This window comes from Aeromonas sp. R5-4, from assembly GCF_040908215.1.
Classification (GTDB): Bacteria; Pseudomonadota; Gammaproteobacteria; order Enterobacterales; family Aeromonadaceae; genus Aeromonas; species Aeromonas veronii.
Window position 1 is genome coordinate 37,213 of sequence record NZ_JBFODG010000019.1, and the last position, 16,829, is coordinate 54,041.

14 protein-coding genes are annotated in these 16,829 nt (G+C 60.1%); 5 read left to right on the forward strand and 9 right to left on the reverse strand.

The window, feature by feature from the left end; translation table 11 throughout:
• The first annotated feature begins 125 nt into the window (after positions 1–125).
• The gene (locus AB5Y83_RS09345; protein WP_368175063.1) at positions 126–1,835 is read left to right on the forward strand and encodes a lysophospholipid acyltransferase family protein; all 1,710 of its coding nucleotides are present in this window, start codon (positions 126–128) and stop codon (positions 1,833–1,835) included.
• 114 nt (positions 1,836–1,949) lie between these two features.
• On the opposite strand, the gene AB5Y83_RS09350 is transcribed toward AB5Y83_RS09345, so the two are convergent.
• From AB5Y83_RS09350 to AB5Y83_RS09365, 4 genes are all read right to left on the reverse strand, one after another.
• Entirely contained in the window at positions 1,950–2,258 is a 309-nt protein-coding gene (locus tag AB5Y83_RS09350; protein WP_043821170.1) for a SelT/SelW/SelH family protein, read from the reverse strand.
• 76 nt (positions 2,259–2,334) lie between these two features.
• The gene (locus AB5Y83_RS09355; RefSeq protein ID WP_203117468.1) at positions 2,335–3,459 is read right to left on the reverse strand and encodes an adenosylhomocysteinase; all 1,125 of its coding nucleotides are present in this window, start codon (positions 3,457–3,459) and stop codon (positions 2,335–2,337) included.
• Positions 3,460–3,641: 182 nt separating this feature from the next.
• Positions 3,642–4,379: a hypothetical protein gene (locus tag AB5Y83_RS09360; protein ID WP_279488116.1), complete on the reverse strand. Its 738-nt coding sequence runs from the start codon at positions 4,377–4,379 to the stop codon at positions 3,642–3,644.
• The gene (locus tag AB5Y83_RS09365; protein ID WP_005334411.1) at positions 4,379–4,939 is read right to left on the reverse strand and encodes a YceI family protein; all 561 of its coding nucleotides are present in this window, start codon (positions 4,937–4,939) and stop codon (positions 4,379–4,381) included. Before AB5Y83_RS09365 ends, AB5Y83_RS09360 begins: the two co-directional genes overlap by 1 nt.
• Before the next feature lie 109 nt (positions 4,940–5,048).
• Here AB5Y83_RS09365 and AB5Y83_RS09370 point away from each other — a divergent pair, with 109 nt between their 5' ends.
• Positions 5,049–5,951, forward strand: a complete 903-nt coding sequence (locus tag AB5Y83_RS09370) for a LysR family transcriptional regulator (protein WP_279488117.1) — start codon at positions 5,049–5,051, stop codon at positions 5,949–5,951.
• A gap of 41 nt (positions 5,952–5,992) precedes the next feature.
• Here the strand turns inward: AB5Y83_RS09370 and AB5Y83_RS09375 are convergent, their stop codons facing one another.
• Positions 5,993–6,421, reverse strand: coding sequence for a hypothetical protein (locus AB5Y83_RS09375; RefSeq protein ID WP_368175064.1), 429 nt, complete (start codon positions 6,419–6,421; stop codon positions 5,993–5,995).
• A gap of 67 nt (positions 6,422–6,488) precedes the next feature.
• Between AB5Y83_RS09375 and AB5Y83_RS09380 the strand changes: the two genes are divergently transcribed.
• A complete protein-coding gene (locus AB5Y83_RS09380; RefSeq protein ID WP_368175065.1) occupies positions 6,489–8,219 on the forward strand; it encodes a formate--tetrahydrofolate ligase in 1,731 nt (576 codons plus the stop codon).
• A gap of 59 nt (positions 8,220–8,278) precedes the next feature.
• Here AB5Y83_RS09380 and AB5Y83_RS09385 read toward each other — a convergent pair whose 3' ends face one another.
• The 3 genes from AB5Y83_RS09385 to folE form a co-directional block, all read right to left on the reverse strand.
• Positions 8,279–9,934, reverse strand: coding sequence for a methyl-accepting chemotaxis protein (locus AB5Y83_RS09385; RefSeq protein WP_206901469.1), 1,656 nt, complete (start codon positions 9,932–9,934; stop codon positions 8,279–8,281).
• A gap of 272 nt (positions 9,935–10,206) precedes the next feature.
• Positions 10,207–12,294, reverse strand: a complete 2,088-nt coding sequence (locus AB5Y83_RS09390) for a methyl-accepting chemotaxis protein (protein ID WP_279488121.1) — start codon at positions 12,292–12,294, stop codon at positions 10,207–10,209.
• A 256-nt stretch (positions 12,295–12,550) separates the two neighbouring features.
• Positions 12,551–13,207 (reverse strand): GTP cyclohydrolase I FolE, encoded by a 657-nt coding sequence (gene folE, locus AB5Y83_RS09395; RefSeq protein ID WP_042054628.1) that lies wholly within the window; start codon positions 13,205–13,207, stop codon positions 12,551–12,553.
• A 308-nt stretch (positions 13,208–13,515) separates the two neighbouring features.
• On the opposite strand from folE, the gene moeA reads away from it, so the two are divergent.
• Positions 13,516–14,742, forward strand: coding sequence for a molybdopterin molybdotransferase MoeA (moeA, locus tag AB5Y83_RS09400; RefSeq protein ID WP_368175066.1), 1,227 nt, complete (start codon positions 13,516–13,518; stop codon positions 14,740–14,742).
• Positions 14,739–15,494 carry a molybdopterin-synthase adenylyltransferase MoeB gene (moeB, locus tag AB5Y83_RS09405; protein ID WP_139746747.1) on the forward strand — a complete coding sequence of 252 codons (756 nt, stop codon included), beginning with the start codon at positions 14,739–14,741 and terminating at the stop codon, positions 15,492–15,494. The genes moeA and moeB overlap by 4 nt, the downstream gene beginning before the upstream one ends.
• Before the next feature lie 61 nt (positions 15,495–15,555).
• Here the strand turns inward: moeB and AB5Y83_RS09410 are convergent.
• Positions 15,556–16,775, reverse strand: a protein-coding gene (locus AB5Y83_RS09410) for an IS3 family transposase (protein WP_279487891.1) whose coding sequence is annotated in 2 segments (ribosomal slippage) — positions 15,556–16,427 and positions 16,427–16,775 — 1,221 coding nt in all. Because the reading frame shifts where the segments join, the coding sequence is not laid out codon by codon here.
• Between the last annotated feature and the right edge of the window lie 54 nt (positions 16,776–16,829).

Sequence of the window (16,829 nt, forward strand, 5' to 3'; positions counted from 1 at the left end):
GGGAAACCGGGGAGAGTCGCGCAGGGGCAACTGGCTGCCACTGCCATCAAACTGTCATCCCGCTGACATGTCGCGGGAACAGTGTCACATCATGCTGGGAGCAACGGATCGCCGGAGCCCTCCAGATGTTCACTATCGATACCCTGCTGACCCAGCACTTCCCCCGCCTGCTTGGCTACCCCCTGCTCACCCCGCTGTTAAAGCGGCTGCTGGGCTGGCTGCTCAACGAGCAGGCCTTTGCCGACTTTGCCACCCGCTACCCGCACCTGCGCGGCCTCGACTTTGTCGAGCAGGCGCTGACCCAGCTCGATTTCGACTATCGGGTCAGCGAGGCGCAACTGGAGCATATTCCCGCCAGCGGCCGGGTCATTCTTGTTGCCAACCACCCCATCGGCTCGCTGGATGGACTGGCGCTGCTACAACTGCTCGGTCGCATCCGCCCCGATGTGAAGATCGTCGCCAACCAGCTGCTGGCCCAGCTCGCGCCGCTGCGCCCTTTGCTATTGCCGGTGGACAATATGGAGGGCAAGACCGATCGACAGGCCATCCTCGCCATGAACGAACACCTCGCCCATGAAGGGGCACTGGTGATCTTCCCCGCAGGCGCAGTATCTCGGCTTGGCCTCAAGGGGGTAAAAGATGGCCCCTGGCAGGCAGGCTTTATCAAACTGGCCCAGCGCACCCGCACCCCGCTGGTGCCCATCCATCTGGGAGGGCGCAACAGCCTCTGGTTCTATCTCGCCTCCTGGCTCAACAAGCCCGCCTCCGCCCTGTTGCTGGTACGCCAGCTGTTTCGCCAGCAGGGGCAAACCCTGCCGGTGACCATAGGGGCGCGCATTCCGCTCGGCAGTTTTCAGGAGCTGCCCGCCAAGACGGCGGCGCGGCTGGTGCGCAACCACCTCTACCGGATTGGCCGTGGCAAGGCGGGACGGCTGCAGACCGAGGCCCCCATCGCCCTGCCGGAGGATCGCCGCCAACTCAAACAGGCCATCGAAAGCTGCGAACAGCTCGGCACCACCCCGGATGGTCAGGGGATCTACCTCTACCGCCGCCACGAACTGAGCCACTCGGTGATCCTGCGAGAGCTGGGGCGACTGCGGGAGATCGCCTTTCGCGCGGTGGGGGAAGGCTCCGGCAAGCGGCGGGATCTCGATGGCTTTGACAACGACTATCACCACCTGATCCTCTGGGATCCGGCCCGGCTCGATATTATCGGTGCCTACCGGTTCGCCCCGGTGGCGGAGCTGCTGGCCAGCAAGGGGAAGGATGGCCTCTACAGCCACACCCTGTTCGGCTTTGAGGATAAACTGCTGCCCCGGCTGGAGCAGGCCATCGAGCTTGGCCGCAGCTTTATCCAGCCCGCCTACTGGGGCAAGCGGGGGCTCGATTATCTCTGGTTCGGCATCGGTGCCTATCTGGCTCGCTATCCCCGCTACCGCTACCTGTTTGGCCCGGTGTCGCTCTCCGGCAGCCTGCCGCCGGCGGTCAAGGATCTGCTGGTGAGCTTCTACCGCCAGCACTTTGCCCCCGAGCTGGCGCTGGCCCCCTCCCGCCGCCCCTACCCCGAGACGCAACCTCTGTTCGAGGGGGTGGATTACGGCGCCGATCTCAAAGCACTCAAGGCCCGCCTCGACAATCTGGGCTGCGCCATCCCTACCCTCTACAAGCAGTATTCCGAGCTGTGCGAGCCGGGCGGCGTCCAGTTTATGGATTTTGGTATCGACCCCGACTTCAACCACTGCATCGACGGGCTGGTGTGGGTCGATGTGAGCCGCATCAAGTCCCACAAGCGTGCCCGCTATATTGGCAGCCATCTGGCCGAGCCGCGCTTATAACCCTGCTGGAGCCAGGCAAACAGCCAAAGGCAAAAAAGGAGAGAGAGGCCATCGCCTCCCTCTCCTTTCGCTCTCATGCTCAGCACCTTTTCGAGGCGCTCGGCCCATCTGGCGTTACTCGGCCGCCTTGCGATCTGAGTGGCCAAGATCCCGCTCAGGGGCAATGACATCACGCACCCGCTGCTTGATCTCCTTGGCCTCGGGGAAGCCGTCATCGACCACCCGATCCCACACCTGCACCCCGCTCACCAGAATGCGGAACTCCCCCTTGCTGGCCGGCACCAGCGCAACCTCCCCCAGATCGCTGTCGAAGGTGGATAGCAGCTCCTGCGCCAGCCAGGCGGCGCGCAGCATCCAGCGACAGAGGGTGCAGTAGCGTATTTCGATGCGGGGTTTGCTGATCAGGGTTTCAGACTCGGTCATGAGTGACTCCATAAAAAAGCGACAATGGCGGGAAGTGGCGTACTGCCGCCCAATGGCCGATCCCGGTTTGGTCAAATCAGTGCTGATCAACCCCATGAAAATCGGCCAGCCAATGGCGGGCAATGGTACGCATCGCCGATTCTGGCAGCTCGAACAGGCCGGGTGCAAGAGGGCCTGCCGCCAGCATCCGGATCCCTTCCATGATCTCCGCCAGCACCAGATAGACATATTCACCAATCACGGCACCATGGACGAAGTTGACCGCCTCGCCCCGGTTGAGCAGGTAGATCTGGGTACCATCCGGCCGGTTGAGGGCCAGCACATGGGGGCACACCTCTTCGCTCGGCCACGGCAACTGGGCCAGCGAGAAGGCAAACTCGTCGTCGGCCGAGGTGACCGAGGCGACCATGGTGCCGGGGCGCAGCGCCTGCAGATCCGCCAAATCCAGCGAGCCGTTGCCGGTAGAGCAGATCACCAGCTCGGCGCGGCTCAACGCCTCGGCCTTGGTGATCAAGCGAAAACCGTGAGAGAGCGCTTCGACCTGTCGCAGCACATCGGTCTCCACCAGCCCGAGATGGAGGTTGCGACAGCGCAGGTCGCGGGCGATGCTACGCCCCACCTTGCCATAGCCAAACAGCGCCGCCTCGCAGACGTTGAAAGTACGGTTGAGATTACGAGCCAGCGACTCCGCGGAGTAGACCACGCTCAAACCAATCTGGATATCCTCGGCCTGCTTGAGGGGGCTGCGCGCCACCGACACCACCGGAGTCGCCAGCACCTCCTGCTCATAGCGTTGATGGCCGTTCTCGGTCATCTCCACCACCCCGAGGAAACGGGGGCCGAAGTATTCACTCAAGATCACCTGGGTTTTGGCAAAGTAACCGCCAATATCGAGGATCAGCAACCGCTCGTGAGGGGCCACCAGCGGCGCAATCTGCTGGATGATACTGTCGGGATCATTGGTCCAGCGCCGGTTGAGGGGCAGCACCGGATAGTGCTGGGATACCCACTCCAGGGTCGGGCCGTGTACCGATTTCGGTTTGGGTAAAATGGCGCCAATCCGCCCAATCCGGGAAAGCGCTTCGATAAAACGGGGGCGATCGGGAAGCAGGTGAGTGACCAGCAAAATGCAGAGACCATCGATACGTCCCTGTCCGGTGAAATGGCGAAAAAACAGATGCTCAGATCCTTGACTGCGCAACTGTGGCCTCCTTATGTGCCGCAAAGCAGGCAAACAGAACCCGGCGCGGCCGGGTTCTGTGTGTGTCCAAATAAAATGAAAAACCTTTTTATCTGAAACACATAGGTGGCTCAATCATTATCTGCCAAGAGTATGAGCGGGTATGCAAAAATGACTGTAATTGCCTGTTTTTCATGCAAAAATCAGTACAAAGAAGCAGCAGGCCACACCCACCATAGGCTGAGCCCGGTTCCCGCCGCGGTGAGCAATATCAGCCCACCCCAACGCACTGGCAACGATTTGGCACGCAATGCCCACTCCAGCAGCGGCAGCAACCAGACCGGCAGCAACACCACCAACGGCACCTCCACATATTGCCAGGCCAGCATCTGGACGAAGGCGAGGGCCAGCGCCAGACCGGCGGGTGCTACCTTGATGTCAACAAAGGTGGCAAGCAGGGCGCGAAAACCGGCGAAAGCGGCCAGCGCACCGGCCAGCTGGGCAATCAGCAGACTGCCATCGATGCCGATCACCAGCGCCAGCCAGATAAAACCGAGGGCAAACCCGAGCCCCTCGCGGCTATCACAGCGCAAGGTGCTCCAGCCAAACCAGAGGATGGCGGGCAGCAGCGCCAGCCAGATCCCGGGTTCGCTCGCCAATACCGATGCCAATCCCTGCCACCACACCAGCGCACTGAACACGGCAAAGAGCAGCAGCGAGCCACACAGAGCGTTCACCTGAGCCGCAATGGCGGGCACCAGCAGGGTTAGCGGCAGCCACTGCCACGCCTTTTCCGGTATGCCATAGAGGCCGCCGAGCCAGGATCCCACCAGCCAGAGCGCCAGCGCGCCCCACAGATACCCCAGTCGTGGCCAGCGCCACGATAGCAAAGCGGCTCCCAGAGGAGCCGCCAGGGTTTGCAGCAGAAGTTCCGCGCCCATTACTTGCGCACGCCTTCGACAAACAGGTTGATGTTCATCTCGTCCGGGATGCCGGGCAGCATGTAGCTCACGCCAAAGTCACTGCGCTTGATGGTGGTGGAAGCGTTGAAACCGCTGCGGTAGCCGCCCCAGGGATCCTTGCCCTCACCAATTTTGACCAGATCGAAGGCCACTTCCTTGGAGACGCCGTGCAGGGTCAGGGTCCCTTTCAGCACGCCTTTATCCTTGGTGCCCTCGTAAGCGGAGCTGACGAAGGTCATCTTGGGATACTGCTTCACGTCGAGGAAGTCCGGGCTGCGCAGGTGCTTGTCGCGGGCCTCGTGATTGGAGTCGACGCTGGCGGCATCCACTTCAAAGCTCGCCTTGGCGGCCGCCGGGTTGGCGTCATCCATGCTGAAGGTACCGCTGAAGGTGTTGAAGCGACCCACCAGCTCGGAGAAGCCCAGGTGACCCACCTTGAACTGCACTGTGGTGTGCGCCGCATCCACGTCGTAATCCGCCGCCATCAGGGGGGTAGCCATAAACAGGCAGGAGGCCAGCAGAGCCTTGGTCATTTTCATCCGTTCGTTCCTTCATCTTGGGGTTCACATCAGTGGTTAAAATGCTAACCTCGTTCTGAAAATGAATAATCAGTGATTTATTAAATTCATTATTTACTGAGGATGGAAAATGGACCAGATCGCCGCCATGCGTACCTTTATCAAGGTGGTGGAGTGCCAGAGCTTTACCAAGGCCGCCAACCAGCTCGGCATCTCGGTCGCCATGGCCTCCAAACTGATGCAGCAGCTGGAGGAGTCCCTCGCCACCCGGCTGCTGTCGCGCACCACCCGTCAGGTCAATCCCACCGAAGCGGGGCAGTTCTACTACCAGCGCTCCCTCGCCCTGCTGGCGGAGCTGGAAGAGACCCACAGCCAGCTGACCCACCACAACCAGCAGCCGAACGGCACCCTCAAGCTCTCGGTGCCGATGGACTTTGGCTATCTGCACCTCTCCCCCGCCCTGCCGCTGTTTCGCCAGCGCTTTCCCGACCTCAAGCTCGATATCGAGTACAGCGACCGGCGGGTAGCGCTGGTGGAAGAGGGGTTCGATCTGGCGCTGCGGATCGGCCACCTCAGCGACTCCTCGCTGGTGGCGCGCCAACTTGCCACCATTCGGGTCGAACTCTGCGCCAGCCCCGCCTATCTGGCACGCAAGGGCAGACCGGAAAAACCCGAGGATCTCAAACAGCACGACTGTCTGATCTACACCCTGACCCAGCCGGAGTGGCACTTCAAACGGGGAAGCGAGCAGCAGAGCATCCGGCCACAGGGGCCGCTGCGGGCCAACAACGGGGTGGCGCTGACCCGCGCCGCTTGTGATGATCAGGGCATCATATTGCAGCCCACCTTTATCGTGGGGGAGGCCCTGCGGTCAGGGCAGCTGGTCAGCCTGCTGCCGGAGTGGGACAAGGGAGATGTGGGACTTTATGCGGTCTATCCGCACCGCCGCTTCGTCTCGGCCAAGGTGCGCTGCTTTATCGAGTTCGTGCAGGAGCGCTATCTCGCCCCGCAACAGTGGGATACGCCGACCTGATTGCAGAGCGGAGGGTACAGCCTTCTGGTCCGGCTTGAAACCTAACGCTGGTCGGATGCGGTGGTGGATGCGGCAACAAGGGTGAGCTTGGCTAGCAGACGCTCCTGCTCGGGGTGCAACTGCCAGCGTGGCAGTCGGGTGCGGACAACTGACAACTGCTGCTCACTGAGGGCATAGGGGAGCGCCACTTCAATCTCGGGGCAGTCAAACATGGCGGCCAGCTGCAGGATCAAAATGAGGTTTGCCTCGTCGGTCTTGTGCTTGTTGACCCGTTTGTGGATCTCGTGGCGCAGCTGGGTTTCGGGGTCCTGGGTCATCGCCTGCCAGCCGAAACCGAACAACGGCACCAGCGCGCTGACAATCCCCAGCGCCGTCATCGGCTGCTTGGGGGGATGATAGAGTGCGTTGAGATCCAGCCGAACAGGATTCTGACGAACCTCACCCTCACCAAATAAAATCGTTTTCGTCATTGGATTACCCGTTATATTCCACTAGACTGCGCCGCATATTTTACCCCGATATGCCAACGAGGTGCTGATGCTAAGCGATATCGAGATCTCCCGCCAGTCCCCCCGTCTCTCAATCCACGCGCTGGCCGAACGCCTCGCCATCCCCCAGCACCTGCTCAGCCCTCATGGCCACTACAAAGGCAAACTCAGCCTCGACCTGCTCACGTCTCAGCCCAAGCAGAGCGGCAAGCTGGTACTGGTGAGCGCCATCACCCCGACCCCGCTCGGTGAAGGGAAGACGGTGACTACCCTTGGCCTCTCCATGGGGCTCAACCATATCGGCCAGCCCAGCATCGCCACTATCCGCCAGCCGAGTCTCGGTCCGGTATTCGGGGTCAAGGGGGGGGCCGCAGGTGGCGGCCACGCCCAGGTGGTGCCGATGGAGGAGATGAACCTCCACCTTACCGGCGATTTTCACGCTCTGACGGCGGCTCACAATCTGGCGGCTGCAGCCCTCGATGCCCGCCTGTTCCATGAGCGCAAACTCGGCGACCAGTTCACCGCCAAAACCGGCCTGCCGCGGCTCGATATCGATGCCGATAACATCCTCTGGCCGCGCACCCTCGACATGAATGACCGCGCACTGCGCCACCTCACGATTGGACAGGGGGGCGCTACCGATGGTGTGGAGCGCCGCGATCGCTTCGTCATCACCGCCGCCTCCGAGCTGATGGCCATTCTGGCGCTGGCGAGCGATCTGAAAGACCTGCGCCAGCGCATCGGCCGCATCCAGCTGACCCGCGATATTCACGGCAAGCCCATCACTGCCGAACAGCTGGAAGTAGCGGGCGCCATGACGGTGCTGCTGAAAGATGCGCTGCAACCGACCCTGATGCAGACCACCGAGCAGACACCAGTGCTGGTACACGCCGGCCCCTTTGCCAATATCGCCCACGGCAACTCCTCGGTGATCGCCGATCGTATCGCCCTTGGCCTGACCGACTATGTGGTGACCGAGGCGGGTTTTGGCTCCGACATGGGGCTGGAGAAGTTCTTCAACATCAAGAGCCGCCAATCCGGTATTGCCCCTGCCTGCGTGGTGCTGGTGGCCACGGTGCGCGGCCTCAAGGCCAACAGCGGCCTGCTCGATATCCGTCCGGGCCAGCCGCTGCCAGCCAGCCTGCAAGGGGAAGACCTGCCGACCCTCAAGCAGGGCTGCGCCAACCTCGCCTGGCATATCCGGAACGCCCGCCGCTACGGGGTGCCGGTGGTGGTCGCCATCAACCGCTTCCCCACCGACAGCGAGGCCGAACTGGCGCTGCTGGCCCATGAAGCGCAGCAAGCCGGTGCCTGTGGCGTGGCCATCTCCAACGCCTTCACTCAGGGTGGTGCCGGTGCCAGCGAGCTTGCCCGCACCGTGGTCGCCGCCTGCGAGCAACCCGGCAAGGTGAAACTGCTCTACCCCGACGAGGCGAGCCTCGACGCCAAACTGGCGACCCTGGTGGAGTGCGGCTACGGCGGCCGCGGAGTGCAGCTCTCCGACAGAGCGCGCCAGCAGCTGGCCCAGCTCTCCGCCGAAGGGTGGGATCACTTGCCCATCTGCGTGGCCAAGACGCCGCTCTCCATCAGCCATGACCCCGCTCTCAAGGGCGTGCCGACCGATTTCGAGGTGCCCATCGACGAGGTGAAGCTCTGCGCCGGTGCCGGGTTCGTCTATGCGCTGGCTGGCCCCATCATGACCATGCCGGGGCTGGGCAGTCTGCCTGCCTATCGCCATATCGATATCGATGAGAACGGCGAGATAGTCGGCCTGAGCTGAGCCCTTCCACAACGCCAGAAACAACAAGGCCCCGCCAATTGTTATCCATGCATCAACCCTTAGAGGGTGAAGCGCTGGGTCATATGGTGCAGGGTGTTGGCCAGCTTGCTCAGCTCGACGCAAGCCTGGGCGATCTGATGAGCGCCCTGGGCATTCTCGTCAGCGGCATTGTGAATATTGACGATGCTGCGGTTGAGCTCTTCGGTCACCGCATTCTGCTCTTCGGTGGCGGTGGCGATCAGGGTGTTCATGTCGGTGATGCGCACCACGGCACCATTGATGGTCTCGATACTGGTACCGGCATCCCGTGCCAGACCGACACTCTCCTGCATCTGGTGACGACTCAGCTGCATGGCGTTGCCCGCCTCGGCGGCGCGGCTCTGCAACAGCTCGATCATCTTGCTGATCTCGGCGGTGGAGTCCTGGGTCCGCTGGGCCAATGAACGCACTTCATCCGCAACGACCGCAAAACCACGCCCCTGCTCACCGGCACGGGCCGCTTCGATGGCCGCGTTAAGGGCCAGCAGGTTGGTCTGACCGGCGATATCGCGGATCACATCCAGCACCACGCTGATGTTGGCGCTGTCGGCCTCCAGCTGCTGCACTACTGTGCCAGCCTGCTCAATCTTGACCGACACCTCTTCAATGCTGGCAATGGAGCTGCGCACCACTTCGCTGCCGGCAGCGGAGGTGCGGGAGGCATCCTTGGCGGCGCTCATGGCATCCGTGGTGTTGCGGGCCACTTCGTTGACGGTGGACTGCATCTCGTTCATGGCGGTCGCCACCTGGGAGACTTCGTTCTGCTGGATGGCCATGCCGCTGGCGGACTGGCTGGAGATGGCGCTCACCTCCTCCACTGCGCTGCTGAGTTGGCTCACTGAGCCGGCGATCTCGCTCACCAGATCGGAGAGGGAGCCCTGCATCCGGTTGATGGCGGAGCCCAGCTGACCCAGTTCATCGCGGTTGAAGCGGCTGTCACGGATCCACTGCTGCAGTTCGCCCTGCCCCAAATCGCCATTGGCAATGCGCTGGGCCTGACGGGCCAGCATGATCAGCGGGTCGCGAATTTGGCGGGTCAATACTACTGAGAGCACCACCACCAGTATCAGACCGATCACCAGCGCGATGGTGACACTCAGATTGGCGGATTGATAAGAGTCGACAATGTCGCTGCGGGATTCAGACGCATAACCATGGTTAATCTGGATAAGGGAGGCCACTGACTTGCTCAGCGCGGTGTAAAGGGGAACCCCCTCCTCAAGGAAGATGCGTTGGGCTTCGGCAAGCTGATCGCTGTCTTGCAGCTGCTGGACTCGCTGGTGCAGGGCGACGTAACGATCCCAGTCAGATTTCACCGTATCGAAGGTACGGCGCTCCGCCACATCCTCAGGCCAGATCGTCTTGTCATGGGCAATCAGCTGCTGCGCGATCGAGTTAAGCTGTTGACTGGCAATATTCCGATATTCAGCCCTTTTCAGCGGCTCGGCGGCCACCACGAAATAACCCAGCTCATAACGACGCAACTCACCGAGAGAATCCCCGATCGCGCTGGTGCGATTGACCGCTGGCAAGATGCTGTCGGTAAACCGGATGGCAACATCATTCATGTTGCCAAACTGGACAAGGGAAAAACCGCCGATAAAGGCGACCATCAAACCGAGCACGGCAAAGCCGGCGGTGAGTTTTTTGCCTATGGTCATGGAACTGGTATTCATGGGATATCCTGGTGGTCGTTAAATTCGTAGCACTCGTCCGGTTCACGCCCTCCTGGCATGAACTATCTGGCCACCTGTTCAGTGGCGCACAATCCAACCTTGATGAATATCTCTGAATTCCATGAGCGGCAGCGAGAGCCGTGAGGGGCGGTAGAATAGCCGGATTATTGCGGTTCGGAAAGAGTCTTGTGATTAAAATTAAAGCAACTCAAATGACCCCGTTCAAAACAGGGGTCATTTGGATGAAAGATCAACTATAAAGGGGTGAAAACTTAATAGCGGAAGCGCCCAATCTTGTCCATCACATCGCTGGCTAACTTATGCATTTGCTGACTTTGTTCATCCTGCTGGTTAGCCAAACGGGTCGATGCGGTTGCCGCTTCATGAATGTTGCTGACATTTCGACTGATATCATCGGTGACCTTGGACTGCTCCTCTGCCGCACTGGCGATCTGGGTCGCCATATCCTGGATCCGGTCTGCCGACATAACTATCGTCGCAAGCTCGGTAACGGCAAGCTCTGCATCCTGCAATGCCAGCTCACTCAAGTTTTTTCCCTCTCCCATGGTACTCACAGCTTCTGCCGTGGTCTGACGAAGGCGCTCGATCATGCCCTGGATCTCTTTGGTTGAAGCTTGGGTTTTGGACGCCAACCCCCTGACCTCATCCGCAACCACCGCAAACCCCCGACCATGCTCCCCGGCACGAGCGGCCTCAATAGCTGCATTCAGAGCCAACAAATTGGTCTGTTCCGAAATGGTACGGATCACATCGAGAATCGAACCGATCTGTTGACCCTGTTGCTGCAACTCGGCAATCCGTTGTGCAACCACATCTACTTGCACACTCAGCTCACGGATCCCGCCAGCTGAATTGCTCACCACATGCTGACCTCTATGTACCGCTTTGCGGGTCTCATCTACAGCATCAGCGGTAATCTGTGCACTGCTGGAGACGGAATCCGCCGTCGAGGCCATTTCGTGGATGGCAGCTGCAACCAGTTCAATCTCTTCCAATTGCCGATGGCTATTGGACAATCCTTGCTGAGCCAGCTCGGCAGATTGGTGGGCAGCTAGCTGCAGGTCGCGGCCACTTTGTGCCGTATCACTCACAATATGATGAATAGTGCTGACAAACCGGTTGATCCCCTCAGCCAACTCGCCAGTCTCATCTTTACGCATCACATTGAGGCGTTGGGTCAAGTCCCCCCCGGCGGCAGAAAGACGTCCGACCATGCTGGCGGTCTGTTGTACCGGACGCGAGATGGAGCCGGCAGCCCAGGCCAAGCCGACAAGACCAAGGCATGCCACCACGATCCCAACCAGCAGTTGCATCCACAAACTCTCGCTGAAATCAGCGGCTCTCACCTGTTCAGCCTGATCAGCATCTGCAAACAGCGCCGTATCAGCCACCTCAATGATGATCCCCCAGGCTTTAGTGACCCCTTTAAGATGGATTGGCACCAGCACGCGCAACTGACCCGAAACTTGCTGACTACTGACCTCTCCCTTGTTGAGCAGATCCATCAAGCCAGACTCTTCAAGCCGCCCCCCGATTACATCAGGTTGCGCCGAATCCGCGGCGATGATGCCGTGTGGACTGATGATCCTGACCCGGCTCTGGCCAGAGAACACTTGGCCACTTACCTGCTTGGCCAACTGTTGCAAGTAATTGAGGGAATAGTCTACCCCGACCATCCCCAGATAGCGGCCCTGATCCAGAACGGGCACAACAAAAGAGGTCAACAGCGTCGGTTGGCCATTCACGGTATAAACGGAAGGGTCGACAGCACAAGCTGCCTTGCTCTCCATCGGACAGAGATACCATTCCGATGCCCGGATACCGGTCTTGCTCAAACTCTTGCTGTAGTAGTCGCCCAGCGGTTTGATGGTGAACCCGGCTGGACCACGACTCCAGTAGGGGGCAAAGTTGCCAGTGGCCTGGCTATGTACCCCGTCAGTCAAATACGCACTGTCCTGAGCATCAAAGGTATTAGGCTCCCAACCACTGTAGATACTGAGAAAGTCGCTGTTCCGTTCAGCAACATCCTTGAGCAAAGCAGTCACGGTAGCCCGGTCCAATGGTCTGGGTTGATGAACATTGCCAGCCAGCATGGCGGCAAGTGTCTCTGCTGTATTAAGGGCTTGTTCAAAGGTGCCTGCAATCTCGCCGGCTTGTTGACCAGCCAGAGCCATTAGCCATCGTCCGGCATCCTGACGTGTTGTCTCACGCATTTCGCCCTGAATACCACCTTGCATAGTCGCAAGAGACAGATAGCTATACCCGACCACACTCAACACGGTAGCCAGTAAAATACAGCCACCAAAAAACATGACCTGATGTTTGATTGAACGAAACACGGCTACTCCAACCTGTAAATGATGCCCTGCTGGTAATGGCAAGCATCTTAAGATGGGGACAGGTTGGTTCCGAAGAGCTACCAGTCAGGATTTTCACACTTTGAGCGTTCGATCACGAACATGAAATATTCGCTTACGAAAATAGAGAAAGTGGTCGATACAGGCTCGCCATCTCTGGTTATCGTCCATAAAAACGCCAGCAATGGCTGCTGGCGTCTCGTTTATTCAGCGTGGCGGTTACAAAACAACCGCCATCTTATCCGCGCAGGCCGCCCAGAAATTCGGCCCGGGTATCGGGCTGGGTCTTGAACACCCCGCCGAGGGAGGTGGTGGTGGTATAGGAAGTGGAGTCCATCACTCCGCGCGCCTTGACGCAGTAGTGGGTCGCCTTGATGCTGATGGCCACATCCTTGGTACCGAGCAGGGTCTGCAGCGCCAGCAGGATCTGCTGGGTCAGCCGCTCCTGCACCTGGGGACGACGGGCGAAGAACTGCACGATACGGTTGATCTTCGACAGGCCAATCACCTTGCCCCGAGGGATATAGGCCACATGAGCCATGCCGTCGATGGTGACGAAGTGGTGTTCGCAGGTGCTGGTGAGGCTGATGTCCCGCACCATGATCATCTCGTCCACCTGCATCTTGTTCTCGATCACCGTCACCTTGGGGAAGGTGGAATAGTCGAGGCCGGAGAAGATCTCGTTGACGTACATCTTGGCGATGCGATGCGGCGTCTCGGCCAGACTATCATCGGCCAGATCCAGCCCCAGCGTCTCCATGATGGAGCGCATATGGCCTTCGATCTTCTCCCGCTTCTGCTGGCTGTTCAGCTCGTTGGTGACCAGGGGGGTTTCCAGTCCCTGGGCTTCGAGGGCAGCCCTGACCAGCAAGGCTTCCGGACTTAAGGTTGTCATTATCTTCTCTCCCACGCTCAGGGACTGTGAGGGCAGCTCAAGGAGCAACCCCTTATGTTATGGCGGCGTACAGGGCCGATGGTATCGCTGTAATGGTCGCCACACGGGATGTGACGGCCATCTGTTATGGCGGCATAGTAAACGGCCATTGCCGCCAAGATTCAAGTCAACTTGTGCGTCACCTCATACTTTATGGCCATCTCACCCCGTTTCAGCGCCGATTACCCCGAGAATCCTTGAGATAACCTGCCCATCCCCGGGGATTTTTGTGATAATCCCGCCTTCAATCATAGAAAGAGGTCATGACGATGGGATTTGATACCAGCGGACTACTCCCCTTAAGCGATGCCCTGCAAGGGATGCTGGAACAACTCGCCTGCTGCTGCGACAGCGAGCAGTTGCCCCTGCCAGAGGCCCTTGGCCGGGTACTGGCCTGTGATATCGCCTCCCCACTCGCCGTGCCCCCCTTCGACAACTCTGCCATGGACGGTTACGCCGTGCGCCTTGCGGATCTCGCCAGCGGAACCCCGCTCATCATGGCGGGCAAGGCATTTGCCGGTCAGCCCTATCAGGGCGAGTGGCCCGCTGGCCACTGCGTGCGGATCATGACCGGCGCCCCGGTACCCGCAGGCACAGATGCGGTGGTGATGCAGGAAGAAACGCAGGCCGATGGCGATCGGATCACTTTTCTGGCGCAACCCGAACCGGGCCAGAATATCCGCCGCACCGGCAGCGATATCGGTAAAGGCGCCTGCGTGCTGCCAGCCGGTACTCGCCTTACCCCGCGCGAGATGCCGCTGCTGGCCTCCCTCGGCGTGGCTACCGTCGCGGTACGCCGACCGCTGAAAGTGGCCATCTTCAGCACCGGTGATGAACTCAAACCGGTTGGTACCCCGCTCGCCCACGGCGATATCTATGACTCCAATCGCTATGGCGTGCGGGCCATGCTGGCGCGGCTAGGCTGCGACTGCCTCGACCTTGGCATCATCCCCGACGATCCCGCCCAGCTGCGCGCCGCCTTTATCCGCGCCGACGAAGAGGCCGATGTACTCATCACCACCGGCGGCGTCTCGGTGGGGGAAGCGGACTTCACCAAACAACTGCTGGACGAGCTCGGCGAGATTGGCTTCTGGAAGCTGGCCATCAAACCGGGCAAGCCGTTTGCTTTTGGCCGTCTGCCCCGCGCCTGGTTCTTCGGCCTGCCGGGCAACCCCGTCTCCGCCATGGTCACCTTCGATCAGCTAGTGCAACCGGCGCTGGCCAAGCTGGCGGGCCAGCAGTTCGAGCGCCCGCTTCAGCTACAGGCCATTGCGGCCGAGCCACTCAAAAAGAGCCCGGGCCGACTCGACTTCCAGCGCGGCATTCTGAGTCAGGGACCGAACGGCCTCGAGGTGCGCAGCACCGGCTCGCAGGACTCTGCCGTGTTCAGCTCCCTGTCGCGAGCCAACTGCTACATCGTTCTTGAACTGGAACGGGGCCGCGTTGCCGCAGGCGAGACGGTGACCGTGGAGCCATTCGGGGGATTGCTGCTGTGAGCGAGATCCTGAGCGACGCCGAACTGCTGCGTTACAACCGCCAGATCATCCTCAAATCCTTCGATTTCGAGGGGCAGGAGGCGCTCAAGCAAGCCAGGGTGTTAGTGATCGGCGCCGGTGGCCTTGGCTGCGCCGCCAGCCAGTATCTGGCGGTGGCCGGTATTGGCCAACTCACCCTGGTGGATTTTGACAAGGTGGAGCTCTCCAACCTGCAGCGTCAGGTGCTGCACAACGATGAGCGAATTGGCCACTACAAAGTAGACTCTGCCGCCCAGTCGCTGCGTGCCCTCAATCCTTGGCTTGAGGTGGAGACCCACGCTACCGTGGCCGACGAGGCGCTGCTCGATACCCTGTTGCTCCAACACCAGCTGGTCTTGGATTGCACCGACAACCTGACCATTCGCAATCTGCTCAACCAAAAGGCGCGCCAGCACAGGGTACCGTTGGTCAGCGGCGCCGCCATCCGGCTGGAGGGTCAACTCTGCAGCTTCACCTGGCAAGAAGATGAACCCTGCTACGCCTGCCTCAGCGCCCTGTTCGGCGAGCAGGCCCTCACCTGCATCGAGGCGGGCGTACTCGCCCCCGTGGTGGGATTGGTGGGCAGCCTGCAGGCACTTGAAGCCATCAAGATCCTGGCCAGCATGGGCAAAAGCTACAGCGGCCGCCTGCTGATGATCGACGGCCTAAGCGGCACTTTCCGCGAGATGAAGCTGCCCAAGCGCCCCGACTGCCCGGTCTGCTCACATCCTTGAACCCGAGTGATATGTCTAGTCCTGAAATAGGTTTACACATTTTCAACTAGCATTTCTCTACTCAGAACCCCCTATGTACCGCATCGGGGGTTCTGTATTTCAACGCATGATGCGGCCGCTCCGCGTTGTAAATATCCACCGCTTCACGCACCATTTCCCGCGCTTGCGTTAAATCCTGCGGGCTTTGCAACAACAACTCTCCTTTCAAAATCCCGTTCACCCGCTCCGCCAACGCATTCTGGTAACAGTCATGTCCATCCGTCATCGAGCATTTCACCCCGTACCGTTCATGTAATGACTGATACAGCACCGAGCAATACTGCACGCCGCGGTCCGAGTGATGGATGAGTTCACCGCCGCCACGCCGTTGCTTCAGTGCTTTCTTGAACGCCATCGCCACCGACTCCGCGTGCATTCCTTCGTGCACGTGATGGCCCACTATCTTGCGTGAGTAGGCATCCGTCACCAGGCTCAGGTACAGCGGTCCGCTCCTGGCGGGCAGATAGGTGATATCTGCGACCCAGACCTGCTCCGGAGCCACCGGCGTAACCTGCTCTGGTCCCGCCTTGCGCAAGTTGGGATGACGGTAGAAACGGTGAAAACTGTGGGTGGTCTTGTGATACGCCCGCTTAGGCTGCACCAGCAAGCGGTGCTCGGCCAATATCTGAAACAGCCTGTCCCGCCCTACCTTGAGCCCGCCATCCTCCTGACCCTGCAGCAGATAATGCAGCTTGCGAGTGCCGACCCGAGGTTGTCGCAGTCGAACCTGACGCACAAAGCGCACCACCTGTAGCCCTTGTGCATGGCGCTCGTCGGCGACCCGATTGCGCTTGTAGTAAGCCTGCCGGCTTATCCCCGGAAACAGGCAAGCCCTGACAATGGTCAGCCTCTCGACTTGCCGCTGCGAGAGGACTTGCCGGGTCGCTTTTTTACGATGGAGACGCCGTAGTCATTCTTCAGTACATCGACGATGGCCTCAAAGAACTGGGCCTTCTGACTCATCAGCGCCAGCTGCTGCTCGAGTTCCTTGATGCGCTGTTCGGGCGTCTGGTTGTCGGGGTCAGGCATGGTGATGCTCCTGCAGGCGCGCACAGAAGCCCCCAGGCTCCAATCTTGCCGACCATGTTTACGCAACCATACCAGAACGGTGGAGCGGCCCTGAATGCCATAACGGACCTGAGCCTGTTTGTAGGTGAGCTCGCCTTTTTCAATCTGCTCGACCAGTGCCAGTTTAAAAGTCAGCGAGTAATCGCGCTGTGTCCGTTTCACACCTTGTCCCATCGGGTTCTCCATTTATTGGGGGGAAAGGTGTAAACCATATTCAGGACGGGACAA